Below are 23,590 nucleotides of genomic sequence, written 5' to 3'. Positions count from 1 at the left end.
CATAAGCGAATCAGCACGGCGCGCAGGCCGCGGCTGCGCCACGATCCGGTCACAACAGGGGTCCCGGACGGTAGTCCGGGGCCCTGCCCCGCCGGTCGGGCGGATAGCTGCGGCCCCAGGGTGGCTCTGCAGCCGAACGGTTCCTAGTAGCGGTAGTGGTCCGGCTTGTAAGGTCCGGAAACTTCGAGGTCCAGGTACGCGGCCTGCTCCTTCGACAGTTCGGTCAGCTCGACGCCGAGGGCGTCGAGGTGCAGCCGGGCGACCTTCTCGTCGAGGATCTTCGGCAGGACGTAGACCTGCTTTTCGTACTCCCGCTCCCCTTCCGGCTGGTCGCGCTTGGTGAAGAGCTCGATCTGCGCGATGGTCTGGTTGGCGAAGGAGTTGCTCATCACGAAGGACGGGTGCCCGGTGGCGTTGCCGAGGTTCAGCAGGCGCCCTTCGGAAAGCACGATGATGGAGCGGCTGCCCGCTGCGGTGGCCGGGTCCGCCTCAAAGACCCATTCGTGCACCTGGGGCTTGATCTCGACCTTCCGGATACCGGGGATCCGGGCCAGTCCGGCCATGTCAATCTCGTTGTCGAAGTGGCCGATGTTGCCCACGATCGCCTTGTCGCGCATCCCGGCCATGTGCTCGGCCATGATGACGTCCTTGTTGCCCGTGGTGGTGATAAAGATGTGGCCCTCGCTGAGGACGGATTCCAGCTTCGCGACCTGGTAGCCGTCCATGGCTGCCTGGAGTGCGCAGATGGGATCGATTTCGGTGACAATGACCCGGGAGCCCTGGCCGCGGAAGGCCTCCGCTGCGCCCTTGCCCACGTCGCCGTAACCGCAGACGACGGCGACCTTGCCGCCCATCAGGACGTCGGTGGCGCGGTTGATGCCGTCCGGCAGGGAGTGCCGGATGCCGTACTTGTTGTCGAACTTGCTCTTGGTGACCGAGTCGTTGACGTTGATGGCCGGGAACAGCAGCTTGCCCTGCTCCGCGAGCTGGTAGAGGCGGTGCACGCCGGTGGTGGTTTCCTCCGTGACGCCCAGCAGGCGGGAGCCGATCCGGGTCCACTTCTGCGGGTCCGCCTGCAGCGAGGCGCGCAGCACCTCGAGGAAGACCCGGCCTTCCTCGGACTCGTCATCGGCGGTGGCCGGAACAGCACCGAGGGCCTCGAATTCGACACCCTTGTGGACCAGCATGGTGGCGTCGCCGCCGTCGTCGAGGATCATGTTCGGGCCGAGGTCCGGGCTGCTGTCCGCGCCGGGCCAGGTCAGGATCTGCTCGGCGGTCCACCAGTATTCCTCCAGCGTCTCGCCTTTCCAGGCGAACACGGGAACACCCTGGGGGTCCTCGACGGTTCCGTTGCCGACCACAACGGCGGCGGCGGCCTCATCCTGGGTGGAGAAGATGTTGCAGGAGGCCCAGCGGACCTCTGCACCGAGGGCCGTGAGCGTCTCGATCAGCACGGCGGTCTGCACCGTCATGTGCAGCGAACCCGCGATCCGCGCGCCCTGGAGCGGCTGGCTGGCGCCGAATTCCTCGCGCAGGGACATCAGGCCGGGCATTTCGTGCTCGGCGAGGCGGATCTGGTGACGGCCGGCCTCGGCCAGGGAGATGTCCGCAATCCTGTAATCGAGAGTCATATGAATCCTTTGCTGTGGCCGGCGGACAGGTCCGGGACCTGGCTGCCTGTGACGAACGGGTACGTGTTTATCGGTGACTGGAAAGTACTTCGGTGCCGAACGGCGCAGCGATGGGCCGCGGCCTAGTCCGCTTCGTGCCGGCCGGAGTCGGGCCGGCCGGCGGAGTGCTGGGAAGCGGGCGCCGCGGCGGCAGCCGGGAGGAGTTCCGGCGGCAGCAGCAGCGGGATACCGTCCTCGATCGTGTAGCGCAGCTTCTCTCCGGAGGGGCCGGCCGCCGTCGTGACGAGTTCCTCGCCGTCCTGCACCAGCGGCGAGCCGGTCACGGGGCATCTCAGGACAGACAACAGTTCGGGACTGATCTTCGGCATGGTGAACGCTCCCTGGTGGACGCCGCAGCAGGCGCCGGTGGCTTACGGATTTTGCAGTTCCCAGCCTACCGCCAGTTGGCGCCTAGGACGGTTCGCGCAGGACGCGCAGGTGCCCCCGGCGGGCGCCCTCAGCCGCGGCCGGGGCGGCCAGGGTCGGGTGGACTCCGCGCTGGCCCTGGCCGGATTCCGGCGCGGCGGGCCGGGAGGCCGCCTCCCGGACAGCGTCGGCAAGGGCGAGAAGGTCATCGGGTCCGGGACCTGCAGGGCTGGCCGGCATGGCCAGGCGCAGCACTTCCCAGCCGCGCGGGACGGTCAGGGACCCGGCATGCTGTTCACACAGGTCGTAGCAGTGCGGCTCGGCGTAGGTGGCCAGGGGGCCCAGGACTGCGGTGGAGTCGGCGTAAACATACGTCAAAGTGGCCACCGCTGAATTGCGGCAGGCTGACCTTGAACAAAGACGAATTGCACCCACGACACCACAGACTACTCCTCCGGGCCGCCGGAGGCCGCCCGACGCGCTGGCGGCGGGTCGGGCGGTCCGTATCGCGTAAACCATTCGCCGGGTTTAGAGTCGAGATATGCAGTCACCGCACCAAGATCCGGGTTTTACGGTCCGTTTGGCTGACCCCGACGCCGGAGGTCACGACGCCGGTTCCGCACCGGCCGGCTCCGGGCGCGCCACGGCGCCCCGGGGATTCCGCCAGCGGCGCAGGAACCGGCACGGCCGGGGACTCCGCGGCGAGCTGATGCTGCCCACACTGCCCGGCTACCGCACCCGTTCGGACCGCTTCGACGATTTTGTGCTGGACTCGGCCGAGCGGCTGCACGACATCTGGGGCAAACCGCTGGACGGCGTGCGCTTCGCCGTTGACGAGATCCCGCCGGGGCTCGAGCAGCTCGTGGCGGACCGCACGGCCGCGCCGATGGGGGCCTACTCCCCCGCCACGCCGGACGAGGGCCCGGTAATCACCTTGTACCGCCGCGTCGTCGAGCAGGCCTGCGGCAGCCGCGAGGAACTCCAGGACCTGGTCCATGACGTTGTGGTGGAGTACACGGCCGAAATGCTCGGTGTGCCGCCCGAGTCCCTGGACCCCGTCTACCGCCGCCGCTACTAGGGCTGCTTCTACGCTTCTTCCCTGAGAGGGCGGCCGGAACCTACGACTGTTCAGCCGGGGCCGGGCGCGGGCGCCGGCGGCCGGAACCGCGGCGCCCTGCACCGTCAGTAGCCGAGGGTGACCGGGACCTGCTCCTGGCCCGCCGCCCCGGGGGCAACGGCCAGGGTCGAGACGTCCTGCCTGCCGTCCTGCTGCAGCAGCACCGCGCCGTAGGCGGGATCCCCCGCGGCGGAGACGAGGTAGCCCACGAGCGGTGAGCCCTCGATGTCGCCCGGGACCTGGATGGAGGCTGTGGTGCCGCCCGCGATGTCGGCGGCCGCGGCCGCGCGGACCTTGCCGTCGGCCGTGATTGGCGTGTAGGAAATGGTGGCCCGGCCCTCGGGGGCGCCGAAAATGAGGTAGCGTTGCCCCGCGCCGGGGACGGGCACAACGTGCTGGCTGCCCAGCCTCGCCGAGGCCGCCGACCAGGCGAAGTCGGCGGCATCTTCGGCTTTGAGGCCCCGGGTCACGCGGGCCGCCGCGGTGAAGGAAACGTCCGAACTGACGGCCACGGTGTAGGGCCCGGCCGGCGCGCCGGCGAGGGGTACCTCGGTGACGGATCCGGCCTTCGCCGTGACTACTTCGCCGCCGGGCAGGGCCTTCTGCCCGTCCCGTCCGAACAGCTTGATCGCGACGACCGCATCGGCGGAGCCGGGCACCGTGATCTGCAGTGCCGGTCCCGCATCCGCGAAGCCGGATTTCCCCGCAAGGTCCGCCAGCCCGGCCGGATCCTGGATGTCGACGCCGGAGATCACCTGCCGGAGGGCCGGAGCCGTGGCAGGGGCGATGAACTCGACGCCGCCGGGGGTCAGTCCGCGCAACACACTCTGCTGGATGACGGCGGCCACCGGCCCGCCGGCGCTGCGCACCCGGACGCTGAGCCGCTCCTGTCCCGGGGCCAGGCCGGCCAGGATCACCGATCGGGTGGTGCCCGGGGCGACGAGGAGGCCGCGGCTGCCCGGGGCCTGGATCGGGCCCTTGGCTCCGAAGAGCTCGAGGCTGACCGTGGCCGGGCTGGTCGAGGTGTTACTGAGGTTCAGGACGGCCGTCCGGCCGAGCGCGGTGTTCGCGCCGACGAGCCAGTGATCGTTGGCGGGCTGCTGGCAGGCCGCTGCCGCCGAACCCCGGAGATCCCCGTCCTCGGCTGAATAGCGCATGGCGGCCGCCGCGGAAGCCTGCCGGTCGGCCAGGGCGTCGGCGCTCAGGACGGTCACGGCATCGACGCCTTGCTGGGACACCACGCCGGCCGTCGGCACAAGGTTTGCGGGCTTGGGCGGGGCGGCGGCAGGGCTTTCGGACGCCGGGGTGGCCTTGGCAATTTCGACCAGGGTGCTGCCGGTGAGCGAGGCGAGCCTGCTGCCGGGCAGGACACCGGAACTGGAGCCCAGCACCAGGGCATTGACGTCGCTCCTGGCGGTGGCGGATTCCGGGCTGAATTGCGGGTCGGTGCCCACGGGGGCGCCTTCGAGCAGCCGGGCGGGACCGGGGCAGACGCCGACGCTGCTGCCGGCGGGGACCGCCGCCAGCGGGGCCGCGATGGGCCGGCTGCTTCCGGGGCCCTGCGGGGTCAGTGCGGTGGCGGCCACGAGCCCGCCTCCGGCCGCCACGAGGACGACGGCCGAGAGCACCCCGGCCAGCCGGCCGGCCAGCGGACGCGACGTCCAGCGCGAGCGCGCCGGCACGGCGGGGCCGGCTCCGTCCGGTGTTGCGGTCGAGTCGGCTGCCACGGTGGCGTCGGAACTTCCGTCGCCGTCCGGGGTCGCGGTGCTGTCGTTCGTGGGGAAGTCGTCCCTAGGCATGTTGGTGTTCCTTACGCAGGGAGCCTTCGTCCCGGGAGAGGCCGGTGTTCGGCCGACGGGCAGGCATGGGAATGGCAAGCAGTGCGGTCAGGCCGATGACGACGGCCTGGGCAACGCCCGTCCAGAGGGCCCACGGTGCCTCGTAGCGGAGGCTGAGCTGTCCGCCCTGCGCGGGCAGGGTGAAGGCCTGCGCCCAGCCGGAGGTGGTTGCGGTCAGGCGGCGGCCGTCGAGCCAGGCGCTCCAGCCCGGGTCGGCGCGTTCCGCCAGCACCACGAGCCGTCCTTCCGGCCCGGCCGGCACCGCGGCGTCCGCGGACACCGCCTGGGACGGGACCAGCCCGACGGTGGCGCCCGCGCCGTCGACGATCCGGACGCGGTGTGCGACGTCGGCGGCTTGGATCACCGGCTGGTTCAGGGGGCTGATCCGCCAGAGCCAGCCGACGTCGGTCTTTCCGACCGCGACGAGCCCGGGGACGGCGTCCATCCGGCTCGCGGTCAGTTGCGCCGCGGAATCGGCTGCCCGGAGGACCACGAAGCCGACACCGAGCCGCTCGAGCTCCGCGCGGGGATCCACCCCCTGGCCGGCCACAATGGTGGCCACGACGTTGCGCACGGAGGCCACGGCGGCGTCGTCGTCCCGGACCGTTTCCTGCCCCGGCGCGCCGATGATCGGGCGGGCGGCGGCGATGGCGGACAGGGCGTCAAGGGTGGTCCCGGCGCCGCGCATCACCGCGGCGTCAAACGTTCCGTTTTCGCCGGTGGTGATGATGAGGGTGCGGGACTGTTCCGGCCCCTCGCCGCGGTCAATGGCCGTGGCCGGGAGGGTCCGGGATTCGGCCGGCTGCACCAGTCTCGGCGCGCCGAGGGAACCCGTGCCGGGCGGATTCGTGCCGGGCGGACCGGCTGATTCCGCGACGGGCGCACCGGCTGATTCCGCGGCGGCCGGGGCGGGCTGCGGCACGAGGTTTTGTGCTGCCCACACCGTCAGCCCGGCGAGCGGGCCGGCCAGCAGGAGGACCGTGGCCGTGACGGCGGTGGTGCGGATGAGGATCTTGCGGCCCATCGTCGCGGCCGCGGCCCGGTCGGCGGAGTCCAGCAGGCCCGCGGCGCCGATCACGGATGCCCCCAGGATGGCGAAGGCCGCGGCCGACACCGCCGGTCCGGTGAAGGGAGTCACCAGGACGTTGCCGGTCGCTCCGGTGGCGACCTGGCTGCTGAGCCAGCCGCCGGCCAGCAGCAGGAGTGCTGCGGCCCAGAGCGCCCGGGCGGTCCGCGGCGGCCGGCCCGGCAGGAACAGGGCAGCCGCTGCCAGGAGCAGGACGGGCAGACCGATCAGCAGGGCCAGCAGGAGCGCCCACGGCACGGCTGAGTCCGCACCGAACACCGGCAGGCCGGTGAGGCCGCCGTCGGCCGCGAAGCGCAGCGGCTGGCCCAGGGCCTGCTGCCACAGCGGTGCGGCGTCAAAGCCCAGCGGCAGGTCGGGGTCTGCGAGCAGGCCCCGGGGCCGGTCCAGGGTGGAGGCCAGGAACGGAATGAACAAGACAAGGCTGGGCAGCAGCGCCCACCAGACGGTGCGTCCGCGGCGGCCCAGGAGCGTGCCGCAAAGTGCCACGAGCACGACGGCGGGGAGCAGCAGCGAGGGCGCTGCCGCGGTCACGACGGCCAGTGCCAGGCCGGCCGCCGCGGCGGCGGTCCAGGAGGGCGTGCCGTTGATTCCCGGCTTGACCGGGGGCGCCTCGGTGAATCGCCGCTCCCCCGGGGCGGGTACGGCGAAGCGCCCGCGTCCCGCGGCGGTGCCGGTGGCCCGCAGCAGGGCGAGGACCAGCAACGGCATCATGAGGTGGACCACCAGCGCCCCGACGCGTCCCTGGTTGAGCGCCACCTGCAGGGCCGGCGCGCCGGCCCAGAGGATGGCGCCGGCCAGGCGGAGTCGCCGGCGCTCCGTCAGCGCCCCGACGGCAAACCAGGCGCCGAGGGCGGAAAGGGGCATGGACAGAATCAGCAGCCAGCCGAGGGCACTGTTCGCGTCGCCGGCGCCGAGCACGCCCAGGACCCACAGCACGTAGCCGAACGGGTTGCCGTGGCCGGGAAGACCCGCGCCGAGGGTGATCCACCAGCCGGAGGCATGGTTCCAGATCTCGCCCAGCCGCTGCGAGAGCGGAATCGTCGCGCCGCCGGAGACGGCCTCGGCCCGGAACAGGCTCAGCAGGCCGGCAAGGGAGGCCACCGTGGTGATCAGGATGGCGAGCAGCGCGCCGTTGCCGACCCAGCCCCGTTCGGAGGTGGTGAGTGCGGCGAAGTCATCAGCCGAGTCGCCGGTGGGCTGTTCGGCCAGCGGATCGTTCCCGGTCAGGCTGTCCCCGGAGTCGTCTGCCCCGAGGGCTTCCATCAGGGAGCGGCGGTGGGCCCAGACCTCGCGCCGGGGCGTCTGCAGCCCCTTGATGACGGACCGCCGGATGCGGCGCGTCCGGGCGGCGTTCCGCCGCCCGCGGATGACGGCCGCGGGACGCCCGAGGGCGCCGAACGTGGCCAGGAGCTGCGAGAAGCCGTGCCCCGGATCTTTGACGGCAATGCTCAGGACCAGTTTGAAGATGCTGCCCAGCAGGGCGCCGGCCGCGTGCAGCGGCACCTTCCAGGCGGCGGCGTGTTTGAGCCGCAGGTGCACCTGGGCCTTGCGGGCCGCCGCCGCGTTGCCCAGGGCGTGCGGGCGGTGCGGGACGTGGAACATCCTGGCGCTGGGGACCACCACCACACGGTGTCCGGCCAGCCGGTTCCGCCAGCAGAAGTCGACGTCGTCGCCGCTGCCCGGCAGGGCCGGGTCGAAGCCGCGCAGGTCCTCCCAGACGTCGCGCCGGACGAGCATGCCGGCGGAGTTGACCGCAAAGGTGTCGCTCCGGCCGTCGTACTGTCCCTGGTCGAGCTCGTCGGCCTCGATCAGGGTAAGGCGCTCGGCCCAGCGGCTGGTGGAGAGCCCGACGTCGATCAGCCGGCGGCCGGAATACCAGTCCAGCTGCTTGCAGCCGGCCACGGTGACGGACGGCGCGCGTTCCACGGCCTGCAGCAGCTCCGCGAGTGCTTCGGGTGCGGGGGCCGCGTCGTCATGCAGCAGCCAGATCCATTCCCCGGCCGGACCGGCGGCCCGGCCGCTGCCGGAGATTCCGCCGTCGCCCCAGGGGGCGAGGGCGGACAGCCCGGCCTGCACCGCGCCGCCCATGCCGCTGCGGGTCTGGTTAAAGACGGTTACGTTGGCGGTGCCGAAGGCCTGCTCGAGAAGGGCCGCGGAGTTATCGCGGGAACCGGTGTCAACCCCGATGCAGGTGTCCGCCGGCCGGGTCTGAGCCGCCAGCGCCGCAAGGGTCCTGGGGAGAAAATCACCGCCGTCGTGGGAAACCACGACGGCGGTGACTCGTACTTCCTGAAGAATTAGATCGCTCGCTTCCTAAGCCGGCGCCGCTCGCGCTCGGAGAGGCCACCCCAGATTCCGAAACGCTCGTCGTTTGACAGGGCGTATTCGAGGCACTGCGAGCGGACGTTGCATGCCCCGCAGACCTTCTTGGCGTCGCGGGTGGAGCCACCCTTCTCGGGGAAGAATGCCTCCGGGTCAGTCTGTGCACAGAGGGCGTCCGTCTGCCAGCCCAGCTCGCCTTCGTCGTCGAAGTCCTGCTGGGAGGGCAGACCGATCCAGACCGGCTGCGCGGTGGTGCCCGCGTGGAGGGTCTGGAGTTCCATCGGCGGGTCGTGCAGGTCGTTGTCCTGGTCCGGACCGGACAGAAGTTCGTCGTGCGCCGCGAGGAAGGCAGTCGCCTGGTCCTGCAGTGAGTCCTTGGTGTGTTCGTTGAAGCGTTCTGCCGCGTCCGGGTCGGCCGGATCTACGTACCAGTCACCCGGCACCCCGCGGGAACGGTATTTGGCCGTGGCCTGCCCAGCAACGACGGCCTCTTCATGGATACGCTCTGCTAGCCCCATTGGCGTTTCCTCTCTGATTTTGCAGCCATTGACTGATCCTTGGCACTCGGTTGTGTGCCGGTTTCTGCGCATTGGCTTTCGATACCTAATTACACGTGTGTAAGTAACCCGGAGTCAAGCCGCGGCGGAGATAATAATCAACCCGGGACGGAAATCCGGGGCACGCCACGCCCGGGATTTTTACGCTCCGGCCCGAAGAACCCGCGGAATAATCAGGGTGCTGAGCACTTCGGAGAATTTTTGTTGAATTTACGGGGAACTTTTTGATCTGCGCCGGTGATCCCGTCCGGCCGGCCCCGGGGGTTGTATGACAGAGATCACACGCCCTGTCATCGTGGCAAGATGAAGCCATGAGCATCCCGGCAATCGAACTGATGACAGCACTGCGTTCCGGCCAGTCCACCTCCCCCCGGCTCACCTGGTACGGGCCTGAGTCCGAGCGCGTTGAGCTCTCCGGACGGGTGCTGGACAACTGGGTGGCGAAGACCAGCAACCTCCTGCAGGACGAGCTCGACGCCGAACCCGGGACGCGGCTCCGGCTGGATCTGCCGGCCCATTGGAAGTCCGTCATCCTGGCCCTCGCGGCCTGGCAGCTCGGAATGGAGGTCGTGTTCGACGACGCTGAGGCTGATCTGCTGGCCACCGGCGATCCGGGGCCCGGGGCGGCGCAGGGAGCCTTCGACGCCGTCCTGGCCGTGGCCCTGCCGGCGCTGGCCATGCGGTGGCCGGGCGAGCTGCCCACCGGCGTCGTGGATTATGCCGCCGAGGTGCGCTCCCACGGCGACGTTTTTATGCCGCACGTGGACCCGGAAGCCTCCCGGCGTGCCGTGCTGGGCGCCGCGGGGACCCCGCACACCCACGCGGAGCTGCTGGACGGCTTCGCCGCGGCGCACGGGGACGGTGTGCGGCTGCTGGTTCCTGCGGGAGAAGGGCTGGAGGCCGCCCTGGCCCAGTCCCTGGGTGCTTGGAAGAGCGACGGCTCGGTGGTGCTGGTGCACCCCGCCGTCGCGGTGACGGAGAAGCTGCTGGCGGACGAGCGCGTCAACGGCAGCTGAGCGCCCCTTCGCGGGAGGACCGCCTCCGGAGGCCGGAGCCGGCGCTTACCCTTTGGCGGGCGGGCCCGGCAGTTCCGGATCCTTCACCGCGCGGCTCTGGACGGCGGGGCTCTTGACTGTGACGCCCGGGTGGGTGTGCGGATGCCGTTCGATGATCTCGTGGTCGTGGGAGAACTCCGGCTCTTCGTCGAGTTCCTTGTTGAAGACGAGGAAGCGGTAGGCGAAGAACCGCACCACCGTGGCTACCAGGATGCCCACGACACCGGCAGCGAACAGCATGTTCTTGTCCGTGACGCCGAAGCTGTACTTGGCCAGGGCGGTGAACCCGGTGGAGATGCCGATGCCGATGCCGTTGATCAGGATGAACATCGCGAACTCGCGGAGCACATTGTCCTGGCGGCGGTGGCGGAAGGTCCAGAAACGGTTCGCAATCCAGGAGAAAACGGTGGCGATGCTGGCGCCCACGAAGCGGGCCTTGGCCTCGCTGTCGGTCATCGGGCCGTGCATCAGGTAGTACGTGAGTCCGTTGTCGATGATGAACGCAACACCGCCGACCGCACCGAACTTGGCCACTTCGCGCCAGAAGAGCGAGGCGAGCCCCCGCAAGCGCTCGGTAAGTGTAGTAATCATGACCCTCCGTGGCCCTCTTGAACTGTCGGCCATTGGGCCAACTGCCCATTTTAGCGCCGATTGCGGGGAACTCGCCCCGGCTTTCCCGTGCCGGACCCGCACCGGGACGTCCAAAAGCCGGGTTATGACGAGGTTTTCGGTAGGCTGGGACATGTGACTTTTCCTGTGATCGGTGTGGTTGGCGGCGGCCAGCTCGCCCGAATGATGGCCCCGGCGGCCACCGCCCTGGGCTTCGAGCTCCGCGTTCTTGCCGAAGGTGAGGACGTCTCAGCCGTCTCTGCCGTGGCCAATGCCCCGGTCGGTGATTACACCGACCTGGACCATCTGCTCGAGTTCTCCCGCGGCCTGGACGTACTGACGTTCGACCATGAGCACGTCCCCACGGAGCATCTCCGCGCCCTGCAGCGGGCCGGCGTCAACGTCCACCCCGGACCGGACGCGCTGGTCAACGCCCAGGACAAGCTTGTGATGCGGGCAGCCATCGACAGGCTCGAACTGCCCAATCCGCGCTGGGCCGCCGTCGACGACGTCGCCGGGCTGATCGCGTTCGGCGAGGACACCGGCTGGCCTGTCGTGCTGAAGACCCCGCGCGGCGGGTACGACGGCAAGGGGGTGCGGATCGTCGGCTCCGCGGCGGAGGCTGCGGACACCGCGGACTGGTTCGCGGCGATGTCGCCGCTGCTGGCCGAGGCCAAGGTGGAATTCAGCCGCGAACTCTCGGCCCTGGTGGCGCGGACCCCGGACGGTGAAGCGCGCGCCTGGCCCGTGGTGCACACGATCCAGGTCGACGGCGTCTGCGACGAAGTCATCGCCCCGGCACTGGACATCCCGCTGGAGGTCGCGGCCGCGGCGGAGAACGCCGCCCTGCGGATCGCCAGCGAGCTCGGCGTCACCGGTGTTATGGCGGTGGAATTGTTCGAAACCCCCGGCGTCGGAACAGGCTTCCTGATCAACGAACTTGCCATGCGTCCGCACAACACCGGCCACTGGACGCAGGACGGCTCGGTGACGAGCCAGTTCGAACAGCACCTCCGGGCGATCCTCAACCTGCCCCTCGGTGCGACGGACCTACTGGGCCCCGTGGTCGTGATGAAGAACTTCCTGGGCGGCGAGAACCAGAACCTGTTCTCCGCCTACCCCGCAGCCCTGGCCAGCGAACCCGCCGCGAAGGTCCACTGCTACGGCAAGGCCGTCCGGCCCGGGCGCAAGATCGGACACGTCAACCTCGTCGGCGGCTCCGCGGCCGAGATCGATTCCGTCCGGGAGCGTGCCACCACCGTCGCCAACATCATCCGGAACGGACGGGCCTGGGCCCGCACCGCAGCGGGAGCCCACGAGGAGAACGCATGAGCGCCAGCAGCAGCACGCCCCGGTCCACGGACGCCCAGTCCCCGGCAGCGCCGGACGCCGACGCCCCGATCGTCGGGCTCGTGATGGGCTCGGACTCCGACTGGCCCGTGATGGAGGCTGCCGCCGAGGCCCTCGCCGAATTCGGCATCCCCTTTGAGGCCGACGTCGTCTCCGCGCACCGGATGCCGCTGGAAATGATCAGCTATGGCCGCACCGCCCATGAGCGCGGACTGCGCGTCATCATTGCCGGCGCCGGCGGCGCCGCGCACCTGCCGGGCATGCTCGCCTCCGTCACCCCGCTGCCGGTCATCGGTGTGCCGGTGCCGCTCAAGACCCTCGACGGCATGGACTCCCTGCTCTCCATCGTCCAGATGCCTGCCGGGGTCCCCGTCGCGACCGTCTCCATCGGCGGGGCCCGGAACGCCGGTCTCCTGGCCGTCCGCATGCTGGCCACCGGCACGGATCCCCTGGCGGCCCGGCTCCGCGCCGATCTGCTCGACTTCGCCCAGGAGCTCAATGACGTTGCCACCCGCAAGGGTGCAAGCCTGCGGCACAAGGTGGGCGAAGTGTTCGCCGATGCCAACGTCGTCACCCGGGGCAGCCGTTAAGGATCACCAGATGACCAACAGTTACGCCCACCCCCGCCAGCCGGCGCCGCGGAACCGGACGGCTGCGCCGTCGCTCACGGATCCCGTCCGTTATCCCTCGGGAGCGGCCGCCCCGGTTCTGACCAAGCGTGCCTTCCTGCTGGTCCTGATGACGCTGCTCGTGCCCGGCAGCGCCCAGATCGTTGCCGGCAACCGGCGGCTGGGACGGATGGCGCTGCGCGTTACCCTCACCGTCTGGGTGCTGGCCGTCCTGGCCGCGGTGCTCCTCGCGGTATCCCGGCCGACGCTGATCAACCTGTTCACCGGCCCGGTCAGCTCGCTGCTGCTCATCATCGGCCTCGCGGCGCTGGCCATCGGCTGGGCGGCCCTCTTCATCAACACCCTGCGGCTGATCCGTCCCGTGCTGCTGCCACCCAGGGTGCGCCCCGCCGTCGTTGGCGCCCTGGTGCTGGCGATGATCCTCAGCAGCGGTTCGCTGGGCTATGCCGCCTACCTGCTCAATGTCAGCCGCGACGCCATCGGCAGCATCTTCTCCGCCGGACCGACCATGGAACCCTCGGAGGGCCGGTACAACTTCCTGATGATGGGCGGCGACGCCGGATCAGACCGTACCGGCCGCCGGCCGGACAGCCTGTCGGTCATCAGTGTGGACGCCAAGACCGGCGAGACCGCCATCATCTCGGTGCCCCGCAACCTGCAGAACGCACAGTTCAGCGAAGACTCCCCGATGCGCACGATCTACCCTGACGGCTACGACTGCGGCAACGAATGCCTCATCAACGCCATCAACACCGAAGTCACCAACGACCACCAGGACCTGTACCCCGGGGTGCCGGACCCGGGTGCGCAGGCCACACTGGAGGCCGTGTCCGGAACCCTGGGCATCACCGTCCAGGCCTACGTGCTCGTGGACATGGACGGCTTCGCCAAGCTCATCGACGCCATGGGCGGCATCCGGATCAAGGCCGGCGGCTGGGTACCGATCAGCGGCGAGACCGTTGACGAAGCCAACGGCATCCACGGCATGCCGCTGGGCTGGATCCCGGCCGGCGACAACACCCTGGACGGCTACCACGCCCTCTGGTACGGCCGCTCGCGCGAATTCGTGGACGACTACGCCCGCATCGCCCGCCAGCAGTGCGTCCAGCAGGCGATGCTGAAGCAGCTGGATCCGGCCACCCTGCTGGCGAAGTTCGAGGACATCGTCAAGGCCGGCACCAAGGTGGTCGACTCCAACATCTCCGCGGGCCAGCTCGGCAGCTTCGTGGACCTCGCGATGAAGGCCAAGGGCCAGGAAATGCGCCGGCTGACCATCGGACCGCCCGACTTCGACGCGTCCTTCTCCACGGTCCCGGACTTCGACCAGATCCACCAGAAGGTCGATGCCCTCCTCGGGCCCGCCCCCGCGGCAAGCGCCGACGACGGCATCCGGCAGCAGGACGCGGCACCCGGACCGCTCTCGGCAGCCGGCGGGCCGCCGCGCACCCAGCCCGCGCCGCCGCCGTCGGACTTCACTCCGGTGACCACCACGCCCGAGGGCGAGCCGATCACCGAAGAGATGCTGAACGAGTTCAAGCGCTACGGCGACGAACAGTCGATCCGCAACCTGGTCGCCACAAACGGCCAGTGCGCCCCGCTCTAGCCCCCAGCAGCCAGTCTTTCCGTCACAGCATTCCAGAACAGATAGGGACACCCCGGCAGTGTACGAACTCGAGAATGTCCTCCGGCCCTACGCCTGGGGCTCCACGACAGCCATTGCCGGGCTCCTCGGCAGGGCGGCTTCCGGCGGCCCCGAGGCGGAGCTGTGGATCGGCGCGCACCCGGACTCCCCGTCGGTGGCGCTCAGCCCGGGCGGTGCCGGATCGACCGGCGCCCACGCCGCGGTCGCCGACGACGGCGGACGCCGGTCCCTGGACGCGCTGATCGCGGAAGACCCGGAGCACCATCTGGGCGGCGACAGCGTGGCCGAATTCGGTCCCCGCCTTCCGTTCCTGCTCAAGGTTTTGGCCGCCGACAGCCCCCTCTCGCTGCAGGTTCATCCGACCCTCGGGCAGGCCCGGGCGGGGTTCGCCCGCGAGGAGGCCGCCGGAGTCGACCGCGCGGCTGCGGAGCGCAATTACAGGGACGATAACCACAAGCCCGAGATGCTCCTCGCGCTGACCCCGTTCGAGGCGCTGTGCGGCTTCCGGCCCGCGGCGGACGCGCGCGCCGTCTTCGAGCTGCTGGTGGCGGATTTTGAGCTGGCCGGGCTGGAGCTTCCTCCGCTCGTTCCGCTGCTGCTGGAGGATCTGGCGCAGCCCGAGGAGCACACGGCCCTGCGCTCGGCCTTCGAGCGGCTGATCGCCGGCGGCGACACCGTCGCGGAGGCGACGGCCGCGATTGTGGCCGCCCTGGTTTCCGGTGCCCCCACGGCGCCCTACCAGGCCGAGCTTTCCACCGTCGTCACCCTCAATGCGCAGTACCCGGGCGATCCGGGCGTGCTGATTTCACTGCTGCTGAACCGCGTCTCGCTGGCGCCCGGCGAGGCGGTCTACCTGCCGGCGGGCAACGTCCATGCCTACCTGCACGGCCTGGGCATCGAGGTGATGGCGTCCTCGGACAACGTGCTGCGCGGGGGCCTGACCCCGAAGTTCGTGGACGTGCCCGAACTGCTCCGCACCGTCGCCTTTGAGACCGCCGGTGTGCCGATGCTCAAACCCGAAACCACGATGCTGGGACAGGAGGTCTTCCGGCCCCCGTTCCGCGAATTCCAGCTCCAGCGCGTCCAGCTTGAGCCCGGCGCGCAGCCCGTCCCGCTGGCACAGTCGGGTGCGGCGGTGATCATCGTTGTGTCCGGATCCCTGATCCTCGACTCCCCCAAGGGCGAGCTGCGGCTGGAGCGCGGCGCGAGCGCCTTCCTGCCCGCCGCCGAGGCACCGGTGAATGCACACGCCGCATCGGGCGCCACCGGGACCGCCCTGGCCTTTGCCGTCACCACCGGCCTGGGAGCCTGAGACCGTGGACCATTTCCTGCAGAGCCCGGCCTGGGCCAATTTCCAGCGCGCCCTGGGGCGGACAGTCCACGAACGCTCCGGCCCCGGCTGGCGCTTCCTGGCCATCGAGGAAAGCAACCCGGCCGGGAAACTCCTCTACGCCCCTTACGGCCCGGTTGCCGCTTCCCTGGCCGCGTTCGACGCCGCCCTGGCGGCGCTGACGGACCTGGCGCGCAGCTGCGGGGCCGTGTTCGTCCGGGTTGAGCCCGTCGATGCCGGTTTCCCGGCCGCGGACGCCGGTGCGGTCCTGCGGGCCCGCGGGCTCCGGCCCGCCCCGGCCAGCCAGCAGCCCGAACTGAGCTGGATCGTGGACCTGGACCGGGACTTCAAGGACGTCCTCGCGGACATGAAGCCGGCGAACCGCAATCTGTACCGGAACATCCACAAGAAGGGTGTGACGTTCCGCGCCAGCCAGGACCCGGCCGAGATCTCCGTGCTGCTGACCTTCCTGCACCTGACGGCGGCGCGCAACGGTTTCAAGCCGCAGAGCGACGAGTACCTGACGCAGGTGGCCCGCTCGCTGATGCCGGCCGGCGCCGCGACGCTCTTCATCGCCGAACTCGCGGGCGAACCCATCGCCGCCGCCCTGGCCTACGACTCCGCGGACACCCGCACCTACGCCCACGCCGCCCTGGACGACGCGCACCGGAAGCTCAGCGCCGGAATTCCGCTGCTGGTCACCCTGATGGCCGATGCCAGGGACAAGGGCCTGAAGCATGTGGATCTGTGGGGCGTGGCACCCGCGGACCAGCCTGAGCACCAGTGGGCAGGGTTTACCGCCTTCAAAAAGTCCTTTGGCGGACGCGAGGTCTCATACCCCGGAACCTGGGACCTGCCGGTGCGGAAGCTGCGCTACAGCGGGTACCAGCTGGCCAGGCAGGGGGCCCAGGCTGCCCGCCGCGGCGTCCTGGCGGCCCGGAAGCTGCCCGCGCGGCTGCGGAGCGCCCTCCGCCGCTGACCCCGCGGTCCGGCCACTGGGCATGTCGCCCGTACACCCCTTGTGCAGCACCCGCGCAGCACCGGACATGCCCCGCGTGAGCGCTGGCCTGTGGACATATTGCCACTGTGTCCATTCCCGGGCCCGAGGACTGGGCATGTCCCGCTTTATGTCCCCTGCGCACCCCAGATGCAGCACCGGACATGCCCCCCGTGAGCGCTGGCCTGTGGACATATTGCCACTGTGTCCATTCCCGGGCCCGAAGACTGGGCATGTCCCGCTTTATGTCCCCTGCGCACCCCAGATGCAGCACCGGACATGCCCCGCGTGAGCGCTGGCCCAATGGACATATTGCCACTATGTCCATTCCCGGGCCCGAAGACTGGGCATGTCCCCGGGCGGGCGGCGGAGCCTAGATTTCGGCGGCGGCTGCGCGCTTCTGTGCTTCGTAGGCGCTGGCGACCATGTCCTCGACGGAGTGTCGCATCTTCCAGTCCAGGTCGCGGGCGGCCAGAGTGCCGTCTGCCACGATCCGGTCCGGGTCGCCGGCCCGGCGGGGGCCGATCTCCGGCTCGAAGTCGAGGCCGGTGACCTTCGCCATCGCCGTCATGATCTGCCGGACGGAGAGCCCGTCGCCGGACCCGAGGTTGTAGACGCGTTCCAGCGGCCGGCCGGCGGCGAGGGCCCGGGCTGCCGCGACGTGTGAGGCGGCAAGGTCGGCCACATGCACGTAGTCGCGCACGCAGGTGCCGTCGGCAGTGTTGTAGTCGGTGCCGTTGATCCGCGGCGTCTTGCCGGCCGTCAGCGCGCGGAGCACGATCGGGAAGAGGTTGTGCGGGCTCGTGTCATAGAGCTCGGGCGAACCGGAGCCAACGACGTTGAAGTAGCGCAGCGAGGTGTGTTTCAGCCCCCGCGCCCTGCCTTGGTCCCGGATCAGCCATTCGCCGATCAGTTTGCTCTCGCCGTACGGGGATTCCGGCTGCGTCGGGGTGTCTTCGGTGACGATGTCCCCGGTGGGGGTGCCGTAGGTGGCCGCGGAGGAGGAGAAGACCAGCTTGTCCACCTCGGCGAGCTCCATCGCCTTCAGCAGTTCCGCGGTGCCGGTGACGTTCTGCTCGTAGGTCAGCAGCGGCTCCTGTACGGAAACGCCGGCGTACTTGAAGCCTGCGAGGTGGATTACCCCGGTGACGCCGTGGTCCAGCATCGTGCGGGCCACGAGCTCCGAGTCGAGGATCGTGCCGTGCACGAAGGGCACGTCGTCCGGAACGAACTCGCGGTGACCGCTTGAGAGCGAATCGACCACCACCGCCTGCATCCCGGCTCCGCGCAATGCGGAAACCACGTGAGAACCGATATATCCTGCGCCACCTGTTACGAGCCATGTCATGGTTCCACCCTACCCAATGCCGGAAGTCCGCCGGTTGCCCGGCCCGCCCGGAAACGACGAATCCCGGGGCGCGAAACGCGCCCCGGGATCCGGGAGTTCTCTTGCGGCGGGTGCTAGCTCTTGCGGGCGTAGCCTTCCCACTTGCTGGCCTGGTGCTCGCCATCAACGAAGCGGATGGTCCCGGACTTGGAGCGCATCACGATGGACTGGGTCAGGACCTTGTCCTTGGAGTAACGCACGCCCTTGAGCAGGTCACCGTCGGTGATGCCGGTGGCTGCGAAGTAGCAGTTGTCGCTGGAGACGAGGTCGTTGGTCGACAGCACCCGGTCCAGGTCGTGGCCGGCGTCGATCGCCTTCTGCTTCTCGTCGTCGCTGGTGGGCCAGAGCCGGCCCTGGATGACGCCGCCGAGGGACTTGATGGCGCAGGCCGAGACGATGCCTTCCGGCGTTCCGCCGATGCCCATCAGGGCGTCAACTCCGGTACCGGCGCGCGCGGCGGCGATGGCACCGGCGACGTCGCCGTCCATGATGAATTTGGTGCGGGCACCGGCTTCGCGGATTTCCTCCACGAGCCCGCGGTGGCGGTCCCGGTCCAGGATCATGACGTTGAGCTGGTTGACCTTGACGCCCTTGGCCTTGGCGATCAGGTGCAGGTTCTGCTTGACCGGCAGGCGCAGGTCGACCATGTCGGCTGCTTCAGGTCCGGTGACGAGCTTCTCCATGTAGAAGACCGCGGAAGGGTCGAACATGGAACCGCGCTCGGCGACGGCGAGGACGGCGAGGGCGTTGTTGATGCCAAGGGCGGCCAGCCGGGTTCCGTCGATCGGGTCGACGGCGACGTCGCATTCAGGTCCGGTGCCGTCACCGACGTTCTCGCCATTGAAGAGCATCGGCGCTTCGTCTTTTTCACCTTCGCCGATGACTACAACACCGTTGAAGTGCACGGTCTGGAGGAATGAGCGCATGGCGTCGACGGCGGCACCGTCGGCCTTGTTCTTGTCCCCGAACCCGACCCAGTGGCCGCCGGCGATGGCGGCGGCTTCGGTGACGCGCACCAGTTCCAGAGCAAGGTTGCGGTCCGGCTCGTCGATGCCGACGGCGAGGGACGGGGAGAGCGTGGAGTACTTCTGGGTCATTGGCGCAGGTGTCACGTGAACCTCTTCTTCGAGTGGCGATCATTGAATACGCACGGACAGGATCGATCCGTCGCGGTGATTCGTATGTTTGTGATCTCGTCTTCAACTGATCATAGTCGTGGTGGAAAGCTGCGTCTTGGAATGACCAGCCCGTGAAACGGCAGGCCCCCGGCCCTGCCCGGCCCGGCTGGCGCCGTCGAATGTGAGATCGGCCCGGAATGGGCGACTATAGAGGGGTGAGTGAATTGCAGGAAACGCCCCCCGCAGCCCCAGCATCCCCCGGCCCCGCCGCCGGCCAGGACGCGCCGGGCGCGCCCGGCCAGGCGCCCGTCAAACCCGTCCTGAGCGCCGGAGCGGCCAAGCGCGCGAACGCCTCCGTGATCGGCATGATCATCGCCCTGGTCGTGAGCATCGCCGCTTTCCTGCCGATCGTCCTGATGAACCCCTCGCCCAAGTCCGACGGCTACCGGCCGGACATCAACGTCGGCGCGGTGGCGCAGAACGCTGCGGATGTGGCGGGATTCACACCGGCGGCGCCGGATACTTCCGACACATTCCGTGCAAATTACGCCCGCTGGCAATCCGGGACAGGCAGCGGCGTCCCGACCTGGGAGGTCGGCTACCTTACCCCCAAGGAATCCTTCATCGCCCTGGTCCAGACGCGGCAGTCCAACCCCACCTGGCTGCTGCAGCAGGTGAAGAGTGCGCCCGTCACCGGCACCCGCAGCGCCGGCGGACGGGACTGGGAACTCCGGGACACCGGCAAAGGCGAGAAGAGCATGGTGCTTCTGGACGCCGGCGGCTCCACCGTCATCCTGACCGGATCCGCGCAGCTGGACGAATTCACCCTGCTGGCAGCCGCGGTCGTCAAGGACCTCGAGGGTGCCTCCGGCACGGCGGGCGGCGCGTCACCCGGGAGCACCGCCGAAGCAACAGTTTCGCCCTCCCCCGCCGCTTCGCCGTAAGGTAGGGGCCGTGGCCACCTATCTCACTCCCGCCCTAGCCTGGCGCCGTCTCCGCGACGGCAACGAGCGTTTTGTTTCCGGCAAGTCCTCCCATCCCAACCAGGACGCCTCCCGCCGGTCCTCCCTGGTCGAGAACCAGCACCCCTTCGCGGTGATCTTCGGCTGCTCCGACTCACGGCTGGCCGCTGAAATCATCTTCGACCTGGGGCTGGGGGACGCCTTCGTGGTCCGCACCGCGGGCCAGGTGATTGACGACGCCGTGCTCGGCTCGCTGGAGTACAGCGTCAGCGTCCTCTCGGTGCCGCTGATCGTCGTCCTGGGACACGACAGCTGCGGCGCGGTCACGGCCACCAAGGCAGCGGTTGAAACCGGGCAGATGCCTGTCGGCTTCATGCGCAGCCTCGTCGAGCGCATCACGCCGTCGGTGCTGACCTCGCTGCGCAACAACCAGACCGATGTCAACGACATGGTGGTCGAGAACGTCAAACAAACCTCGCAGCGGCTCGTGGACAGCTCGCGCGTGATTTCCGAGGCGGTGGAGAGCGGCCGGGCCGCAGTGATCGGCCTGGCCTACAGCCTGGCCGACGGCCGGGCGGACCTCGTTTCCGGAATCGGCGAGCTCTAGGTCCGTCCAGCGGCCAAGTAGCAAGCACTTCACGGTTTTCGATGCAACGCCTCCGCCCAATAAGCTAGCGACATGACTTCCACAGAAGAGTTGAACACCGAAGAGTTCCGCATCGAACACGACACGATGGGCGAGGTCCGCGTCCCCGTGAACGCCCTCTACCGTGCCCAGACGCAGCGTGCGGTCGAAAACTTCCCGATCTCAGGCAAAACCCTGGAACGCACCCACATCGAGGCCCTCGCCCGGGTCAAGAAGGCCGCAGCCCAGGCCAACGCAGAACTGGGAGTGCTCGACGGCGAGCTCGCCCAGGCGATTGCGGATGCCGCCGACGAGGTTGCCACCGGTAAGTACGACGGCGACTTCCCGATCGACGTCTTCCAGACGGGCTCGGGCACGTCCTCCAACATGAACACCAACGAGGTCATCGCCGAGCTCGCCACCCGCGCCCTCAAGGCCGCCGGAAGCGACAAGGTGGTCCACCCGAACGACCACGTCAACGCCTCGCAGTCCTCCAACGACGTTTTCCCGACCTCGGTCCACGTGGCCGCCACGTCCGCCCTGATCAACGACCTGATCCCCGCGCTGGGTTACCTCGCCGACTCGCTGGAACGCAAGGCCGTCGAGTTCAAAGACGTGGTGAAGTCCGGCCGCACCCACCTGATGGACGCCACGCCGGTGACCCTGGGCCAGGAATTCGGCGGCTACGCCGCCCAGGTCCGCTACGGCGTCGAACGCATCAACGCCTCGCTCCCCCGGGTCGCCGAAGTTCCGCTCGGCGGCACCGCCGTCGGCACCGGCATCAACACCCCCGCAGGCTTCCCGGAGCGTGTTATCGAACTGCTCGCAGCCGATACCGGGCTGCCGCTGACCGAGGCCCGCGACCACTTCGAGGCCCAGGCCAACCGTGACGGCCTGATCGAAGCCTCAAGCCAGCTGCGGAACATCGCGATCTCCTTCATGAAGATCAACAACGACCTGCGCTGGATGGGTTCGGGCCCCAACACCGGCCTCGGCGAAATCGCTATCCCGGACCTGCAGCCGGGTTCCTCGATCATGCCCGGCAAGGTCAACCCGGTGATCTGCGAAGCCTCGATCATGGTCTGCGCCCAGGTCATCGGCAACGACACCACCATCGCCTGGTCCGGCACCAACGGCGCGTTCGAGCTCAACGTCGGCATCCCCGTGATGGCGGCCAACCTGCTCGAGTCCGTGCGCCTGCTGGCCAACACCAGCCGCGTCATGGCGGACAAGATGATCGACGGCATCACCGCCAATGTCGAGCGCGCCCGCTTCCTCGCCGAGGCCTCACCATCGATCGTCACGCCGCTGAATAAGTTCATCGGCTACGAGAATGCCGCGAAGATCGCCAAGAAGGCCGTGGCCGAGGGCCTGACCATCCGCGAAACCGTCGTCGCGATGGGCTTCCTGGAGCGCGGCGAACTGACCGTGGAACAGCTCGACACCGCCCTGGACGTTATGTCCATGACCCGTCCGCCGCACAAGGCCTAGCACCGCGGGCGGCAACGCCTCCGCCCCATCCGGAACGTTTGACGTCGGCCGGCACCCTTTCCGTGAAGGGTGCCCGCCGGCGGCGTTCGCGGCGCCGGCGTTCCCGCCCCTGAGCGCCGGTCCTATCCCCGGGGCGGTTCTCCCCCGGCCACCTCACGCTCCTGGGCCGTGTAGGCCGCCGCGGCGGCAGCGTCCGCCATGCTGGCACCGCCGATCCGGGCCTCCCTCAGCCGCCGGGTCTTGGCCGACTGGGCCGAGAAGGCCGCATCCACGTTCCCGGCCGCGTAGGTCAGGGCGTCCTCGGCCCGGATGCCGAGGCCGCCGGCCGTCAGCACGGCGTCCTGGTTGGCGCCCAGGTAGGTGAACTGCCAGCCCCATTGGCCCTGCTGCCGCTCGACCAACTCCTTGACCATCGCGCCGGTGGCCTCCCGTGAGGAGTTCTCGTGGCCGTCGGTCAGGACCGCCACAAGCACCGTCCCGGGCCGCTGGTCCTCCGGCAGGGCGGCCAGTTCCGCACCGGCCTCCCCTATCAGCCGGACCATGGCATCGTGCAGGGCGGTGCTGCCGCGGGGCCGCAGGTCAAGGGGCGGAACCTCCCGGATGTCCACCGCGGCATAGACCCGCTCATAGCTGTCGTCGAACTGGGCGAGGGAGAGCAGGCACCGGCCGGCCACCGACTGCTGGTCGCGCACGAAGGCCGCGAACCCGCCCACCGTGTCGTCGGCGATGGAGCTCATGGACCCCGATCGGTCCAGGAGAACGTACACGTGTGTCAATGCGGCGTCTGTCATGCTTCCCCGTTTCCGGTCCGGGCGCACCCGAACCAACTCCGCCAGCGGCTGGCTGGACAAGAGCAGGCTACGTCGGGGCACCGACAATAAGAGCGCTCCTCGTCATTGCCGGAAGTGGGCGGCACCGTCAGGCTGCGCCGCGCGTTCAATGCTCTCCAGATGCCCGGGCATCAGCAGGGGGTACTCTTCCGGGCCGAACCAGCCCACGGCGAGGGATTCGTCGTCGTTGACGCGCGCCTTCCCGGAGACATAGCGGCACCGGAACACGAGCGTCAGGAAGTGGCAGACGTCCCCGTTCGGATAGGTGGTGGGGCCCACCGAGTCCACCGAGACGAGCCGTTCGGCGGCGGCAACGACGCCGGTCTCCTCCAGGACCTCCCGCAGCAGGCCCGTCGCGGGCTCTTCTCCCGGTTCCAGGATCCCGGTGATCAGTCCCCATTGGCCGTTGTCGGCCCGCTGGCCGAGCAGGACCCGGCCGTCGCCGTCGAACACCACGGCACGGGCGCCGGGAATCCAGAGGGTCTCGTGGCCGATCTTGGTGCGGAGCTTGAGAATGAAGTCAGGGGTAGCCATCCGGCCAGCCTAGGACAGTGCTGAACAAATTGGTGGGTTTAAGGCGCGCCTGCTGGACTTGCGGGGCTGGTCGT

The 23,590-nt window shown here is 69.4% G+C and carries 21 protein-coding genes; 10 read left to right on the top strand and 11 right to left on the bottom strand.

Annotated features, from left to right (window positions below; translation table 11 throughout):
- Positions 1-143 precede the first annotated feature (143 nt).
- From ahcY to ASPU41_RS11300, 3 genes are all read right to left on the bottom strand, one after another.
- Positions 144-1,631: an adenosylhomocysteinase gene (gene ahcY / locus ASPU41_RS11310; RefSeq protein WP_069951000.1), complete on the bottom strand. Its 1,488-nt coding sequence runs from the start codon at positions 1,629-1,631 to the stop codon at positions 144-146.
- Positions 1,632-1,753: 122 nt separating this feature from the next.
- Positions 1,754-1,999 (bottom strand): Trm112 family protein, encoded by a 246-nt coding sequence (locus tag ASPU41_RS11305; RefSeq protein WP_069950999.1) that lies wholly within the window; start codon positions 1,997-1,999, stop codon positions 1,754-1,756.
- Between the two features lie 82 nt (positions 2,000-2,081).
- On the bottom strand, positions 2,082-2,471 hold the full coding sequence (locus tag ASPU41_RS11300; RefSeq protein WP_069950998.1) for a DUF3499 domain-containing protein: 390 nt from the start codon (positions 2,469-2,471) through the stop codon (positions 2,082-2,084).
- A 106-nt stretch (positions 2,472-2,577) separates the two neighbouring features.
- Between ASPU41_RS11300 and ASPU41_RS11295 the strand changes: the two genes are divergently transcribed.
- A complete protein-coding gene (locus ASPU41_RS11295; protein WP_069950997.1) occupies positions 2,578-3,114 on the top strand; it encodes a metallopeptidase family protein in 537 nt (178 codons plus the stop codon).
- A gap of 104 nt (positions 3,115-3,218) precedes the next feature.
- Here ASPU41_RS11295 and ASPU41_RS11290 read toward each other — a convergent pair whose 3' ends face one another.
- Genes ASPU41_RS11290 through ASPU41_RS23430 form a run of 3 tightly spaced genes read right to left on the bottom strand, consistent with a single transcriptional unit; the run spans position 3,219 to position 8,918 of the window.
- Positions 3,219-4,952 (bottom strand): DUF5719 family protein, encoded by a 1,734-nt coding sequence (locus ASPU41_RS11290; protein WP_157356985.1) that lies wholly within the window; start codon positions 4,950-4,952, stop codon positions 3,219-3,221.
- Complete coding sequence (locus ASPU41_RS11285; protein WP_069950996.1) at positions 4,945-8,346, bottom strand: glycosyltransferase family 2 protein; 3,402 nt, start codon at positions 8,344-8,346, stop codon at positions 4,945-4,947. Before ASPU41_RS11285 ends, ASPU41_RS11290 begins: the two co-directional genes overlap by 8 nt.
- Before the next feature lie 29 nt (positions 8,347-8,375).
- Positions 8,376-8,918 carry a WhiB family transcriptional regulator gene (locus ASPU41_RS23430; protein WP_083266475.1) on the bottom strand — a complete coding sequence of 181 codons (543 nt, stop codon included), beginning with the start codon at positions 8,916-8,918 and terminating at the stop codon, positions 8,376-8,378.
- 350 nt (positions 8,919-9,268) lie between these two features.
- Here ASPU41_RS23430 and ASPU41_RS11275 point away from each other — a divergent pair, with 350 nt between their 5' ends.
- Positions 9,269-9,973, top strand: coding sequence for a TIGR03089 family protein (locus ASPU41_RS11275; protein WP_069950995.1), 705 nt, complete (start codon positions 9,269-9,271; stop codon positions 9,971-9,973).
- A gap of 45 nt (positions 9,974-10,018) precedes the next feature.
- Here ASPU41_RS11275 and ASPU41_RS11270 read toward each other — a convergent pair whose 3' ends face one another.
- The gene (locus tag ASPU41_RS11270; RefSeq protein WP_069950994.1) at positions 10,019-10,603 is read right to left on the bottom strand and encodes a GtrA family protein; all 585 of its coding nucleotides are present in this window, start codon (positions 10,601-10,603) and stop codon (positions 10,019-10,021) included.
- Between the two features lie 201 nt (positions 10,604-10,804).
- Here ASPU41_RS11270 and ASPU41_RS11265 point away from each other — a divergent pair, with 201 nt between their 5' ends.
- From ASPU41_RS11265 to ASPU41_RS11245, 5 genes are read left to right on the top strand one after another with little or no spacing between them, the layout of a single operon-like run.
- On the top strand, positions 10,805-11,953 hold the full coding sequence (locus tag ASPU41_RS11265; RefSeq protein ID WP_069952642.1) for a 5-(carboxyamino)imidazole ribonucleotide synthase: 1,149 nt from the start codon (positions 10,805-10,807) through the stop codon (positions 11,951-11,953).
- Positions 11,950-12,561 carry a 5-(carboxyamino)imidazole ribonucleotide mutase gene (gene purE, locus ASPU41_RS11260; protein ID WP_083266474.1) on the top strand — a complete coding sequence of 204 codons (612 nt, stop codon included), beginning with the start codon at positions 11,950-11,952 and terminating at the stop codon, positions 12,559-12,561. Before ASPU41_RS11265 ends, purE begins: the two co-directional genes overlap by 4 nt.
- 10 nt (positions 12,562-12,571) lie before the next feature.
- Complete coding sequence (locus ASPU41_RS11255) at positions 12,572-14,203, top strand: LCP family protein (protein WP_069950993.1); 1,632 nt, start codon at positions 12,572-12,574, stop codon at positions 14,201-14,203.
- Positions 14,204-14,261: 58 nt separating this feature from the next.
- Positions 14,262-15,554 carry a mannose-6-phosphate isomerase, class I gene (manA, locus tag ASPU41_RS11250; protein ID WP_069950992.1) on the top strand — a complete coding sequence of 431 codons (1,293 nt, stop codon included), beginning with the start codon at positions 14,262-14,264 and terminating at the stop codon, positions 15,552-15,554.
- A 4-nt stretch (positions 15,555-15,558) separates the two neighbouring features.
- A complete protein-coding gene (locus tag ASPU41_RS11245) occupies positions 15,559-16,551 on the top strand; it encodes a lipid II:glycine glycyltransferase FemX (RefSeq protein WP_069950991.1) in 993 nt (330 codons plus the stop codon).
- Between the two features lie 391 nt (positions 16,552-16,942).
- Here the strand turns inward: ASPU41_RS11245 and galE are convergent, their stop codons facing one another.
- Together galE and glpX are read right to left on the bottom strand one after the other, a co-directional pair.
- Positions 16,943-17,917 carry a UDP-glucose 4-epimerase GalE gene (gene galE, locus ASPU41_RS11240; RefSeq protein ID WP_069950990.1) on the bottom strand — a complete coding sequence of 325 codons (975 nt, stop codon included), beginning with the start codon at positions 17,915-17,917 and terminating at the stop codon, positions 16,943-16,945.
- 113 nt (positions 17,918-18,030) lie between these two features.
- Positions 18,031-19,053, bottom strand: coding sequence for a class II fructose-bisphosphatase (gene glpX, locus ASPU41_RS11235; protein ID WP_024366327.1), 1,023 nt, complete (start codon positions 19,051-19,053; stop codon positions 18,031-18,033).
- A 236-nt stretch (positions 19,054-19,289) separates the two neighbouring features.
- On the opposite strand from glpX, the gene ASPU41_RS11230 reads away from it, so the two are divergent.
- The 3 genes from ASPU41_RS11230 to ASPU41_RS11220 all read left to right on the top strand — a co-directional run bounded on the left by ASPU41_RS11230 (position 19,290) and on the right by ASPU41_RS11220 (position 22,152).
- Entirely contained in the window at positions 19,290-20,018 is a 729-nt protein-coding gene (locus ASPU41_RS11230; protein ID WP_331712754.1) for a DUF4245 domain-containing protein, read from the top strand.
- A gap of 10 nt (positions 20,019-20,028) precedes the next feature.
- Positions 20,029-20,643: a carbonic anhydrase gene (locus ASPU41_RS11225; RefSeq protein ID WP_069950989.1), complete on the top strand. Its 615-nt coding sequence runs from the start codon at positions 20,029-20,031 to the stop codon at positions 20,641-20,643.
- 72 nt (positions 20,644-20,715) lie between these two features.
- Positions 20,716-22,152: a class II fumarate hydratase gene (locus tag ASPU41_RS11220; RefSeq protein ID WP_069950988.1), complete on the top strand. Its 1,437-nt coding sequence runs from the start codon at positions 20,716-20,718 to the stop codon at positions 22,150-22,152.
- Between the two features lie 122 nt (positions 22,153-22,274).
- On the opposite strand, the gene ASPU41_RS11215 is transcribed toward ASPU41_RS11220, so the two are convergent.
- On the bottom strand, positions 22,275-22,943 hold the full coding sequence (locus tag ASPU41_RS11215) for a vWA domain-containing protein (protein WP_069950987.1): 669 nt from the start codon (positions 22,941-22,943) through the stop codon (positions 22,275-22,277).
- Positions 22,944-23,045: 102 nt separating this feature from the next.
- Positions 23,046-23,516, bottom strand: a complete 471-nt coding sequence (locus tag ASPU41_RS11210; RefSeq protein ID WP_069950986.1) for an NUDIX hydrolase — start codon at positions 23,514-23,516, stop codon at positions 23,046-23,048.
- Positions 23,517-23,590: the final 74 nt, after the last annotated feature.

This window comes from Arthrobacter sp. U41, from assembly GCF_001750145.1.
GTDB lineage: Bacteria > Actinomycetota > Actinomycetes > Actinomycetales > Micrococcaceae > Arthrobacter.
This window is presented reverse-complemented; position numbering and strand designations above follow the sequence as displayed.

Excerpts from the sequence above, each read along its gene's own strand:
- ahcY (WP_069951000.1), bottom strand. The coding sequence starts at position 1,631 with ATGACTCTCGATTACAGGATTGCGGACATCTCCCTGGCCGAGGCCGGC.
- galE (WP_069950990.1), bottom strand. The coding sequence starts at position 17,917 with ATGACATGGCTCGTAACAGGTGGCGCAGGATATATCGGTTCTCACGTG.
- purE (WP_083266474.1), top strand. The coding sequence starts at position 11,950 with ATGAGCGCCAGCAGCAGCACGCCCCGGTCCACGGACGCCCAGTCCCCG.
- ASPU41_RS11265 (WP_069952642.1), top strand. The coding sequence starts at position 10,805 with ATGATGGCCCCGGCGGCCACCGCCCTGGGCTTCGAGCTCCGCGTTCTT.
- ASPU41_RS11295 (WP_069950997.1), top strand. The coding sequence starts at position 2,578 with ATGCAGTCACCGCACCAAGATCCGGGTTTTACGGTCCGTTTGGCTGAC.
- ASPU41_RS11215 (WP_069950987.1), bottom strand. The coding sequence starts at position 22,943 with ATGACAGACGCCGCATTGACACACGTGTACGTTCTCCTGGACCGATCG.
- glpX (WP_024366327.1), bottom strand. The coding sequence starts at position 19,053 with ATGACCCAGAAGTACTCCACGCTCTCCCCGTCCCTCGCCGTCGGCATC.
- ASPU41_RS11210 (WP_069950986.1), bottom strand. The coding sequence starts at position 23,516 with ATGGCTACCCCTGACTTCATTCTCAAGCTCCGCACCAAGATCGGCCAC.
- ASPU41_RS11305 (WP_069950999.1), bottom strand. The coding sequence starts at position 1,999 with ATGCCGAAGATCAGTCCCGAACTGTTGTCTGTCCTGAGATGCCCCGTG.
- ASPU41_RS11255 (WP_069950993.1), top strand. The coding sequence starts at position 12,572 with ATGACCAACAGTTACGCCCACCCCCGCCAGCCGGCGCCGCGGAACCGG.
- ASPU41_RS11270 (WP_069950994.1), bottom strand. The coding sequence starts at position 10,603 with ATGATTACTACACTTACCGAGCGCTTGCGGGGGCTCGCCTCGCTCTTC.
- ASPU41_RS23430 (WP_083266475.1), bottom strand. The coding sequence starts at position 8,918 with ATGGGGCTAGCAGAGCGTATCCATGAAGAGGCCGTCGTTGCTGGGCAG.
- ASPU41_RS11290 (WP_157356985.1), bottom strand. The coding sequence starts at position 4,952 with ATGCCTAGGGACGACTTCCCCACGAACGACAGCACCGCGACCCCGGAC.
- ASPU41_RS11275 (WP_069950995.1), top strand. The coding sequence starts at position 9,269 with ATGAGCATCCCGGCAATCGAACTGATGACAGCACTGCGTTCCGGCCAG.
- ASPU41_RS11220 (WP_069950988.1), top strand. The coding sequence starts at position 20,716 with ATGACTTCCACAGAAGAGTTGAACACCGAAGAGTTCCGCATCGAACAC.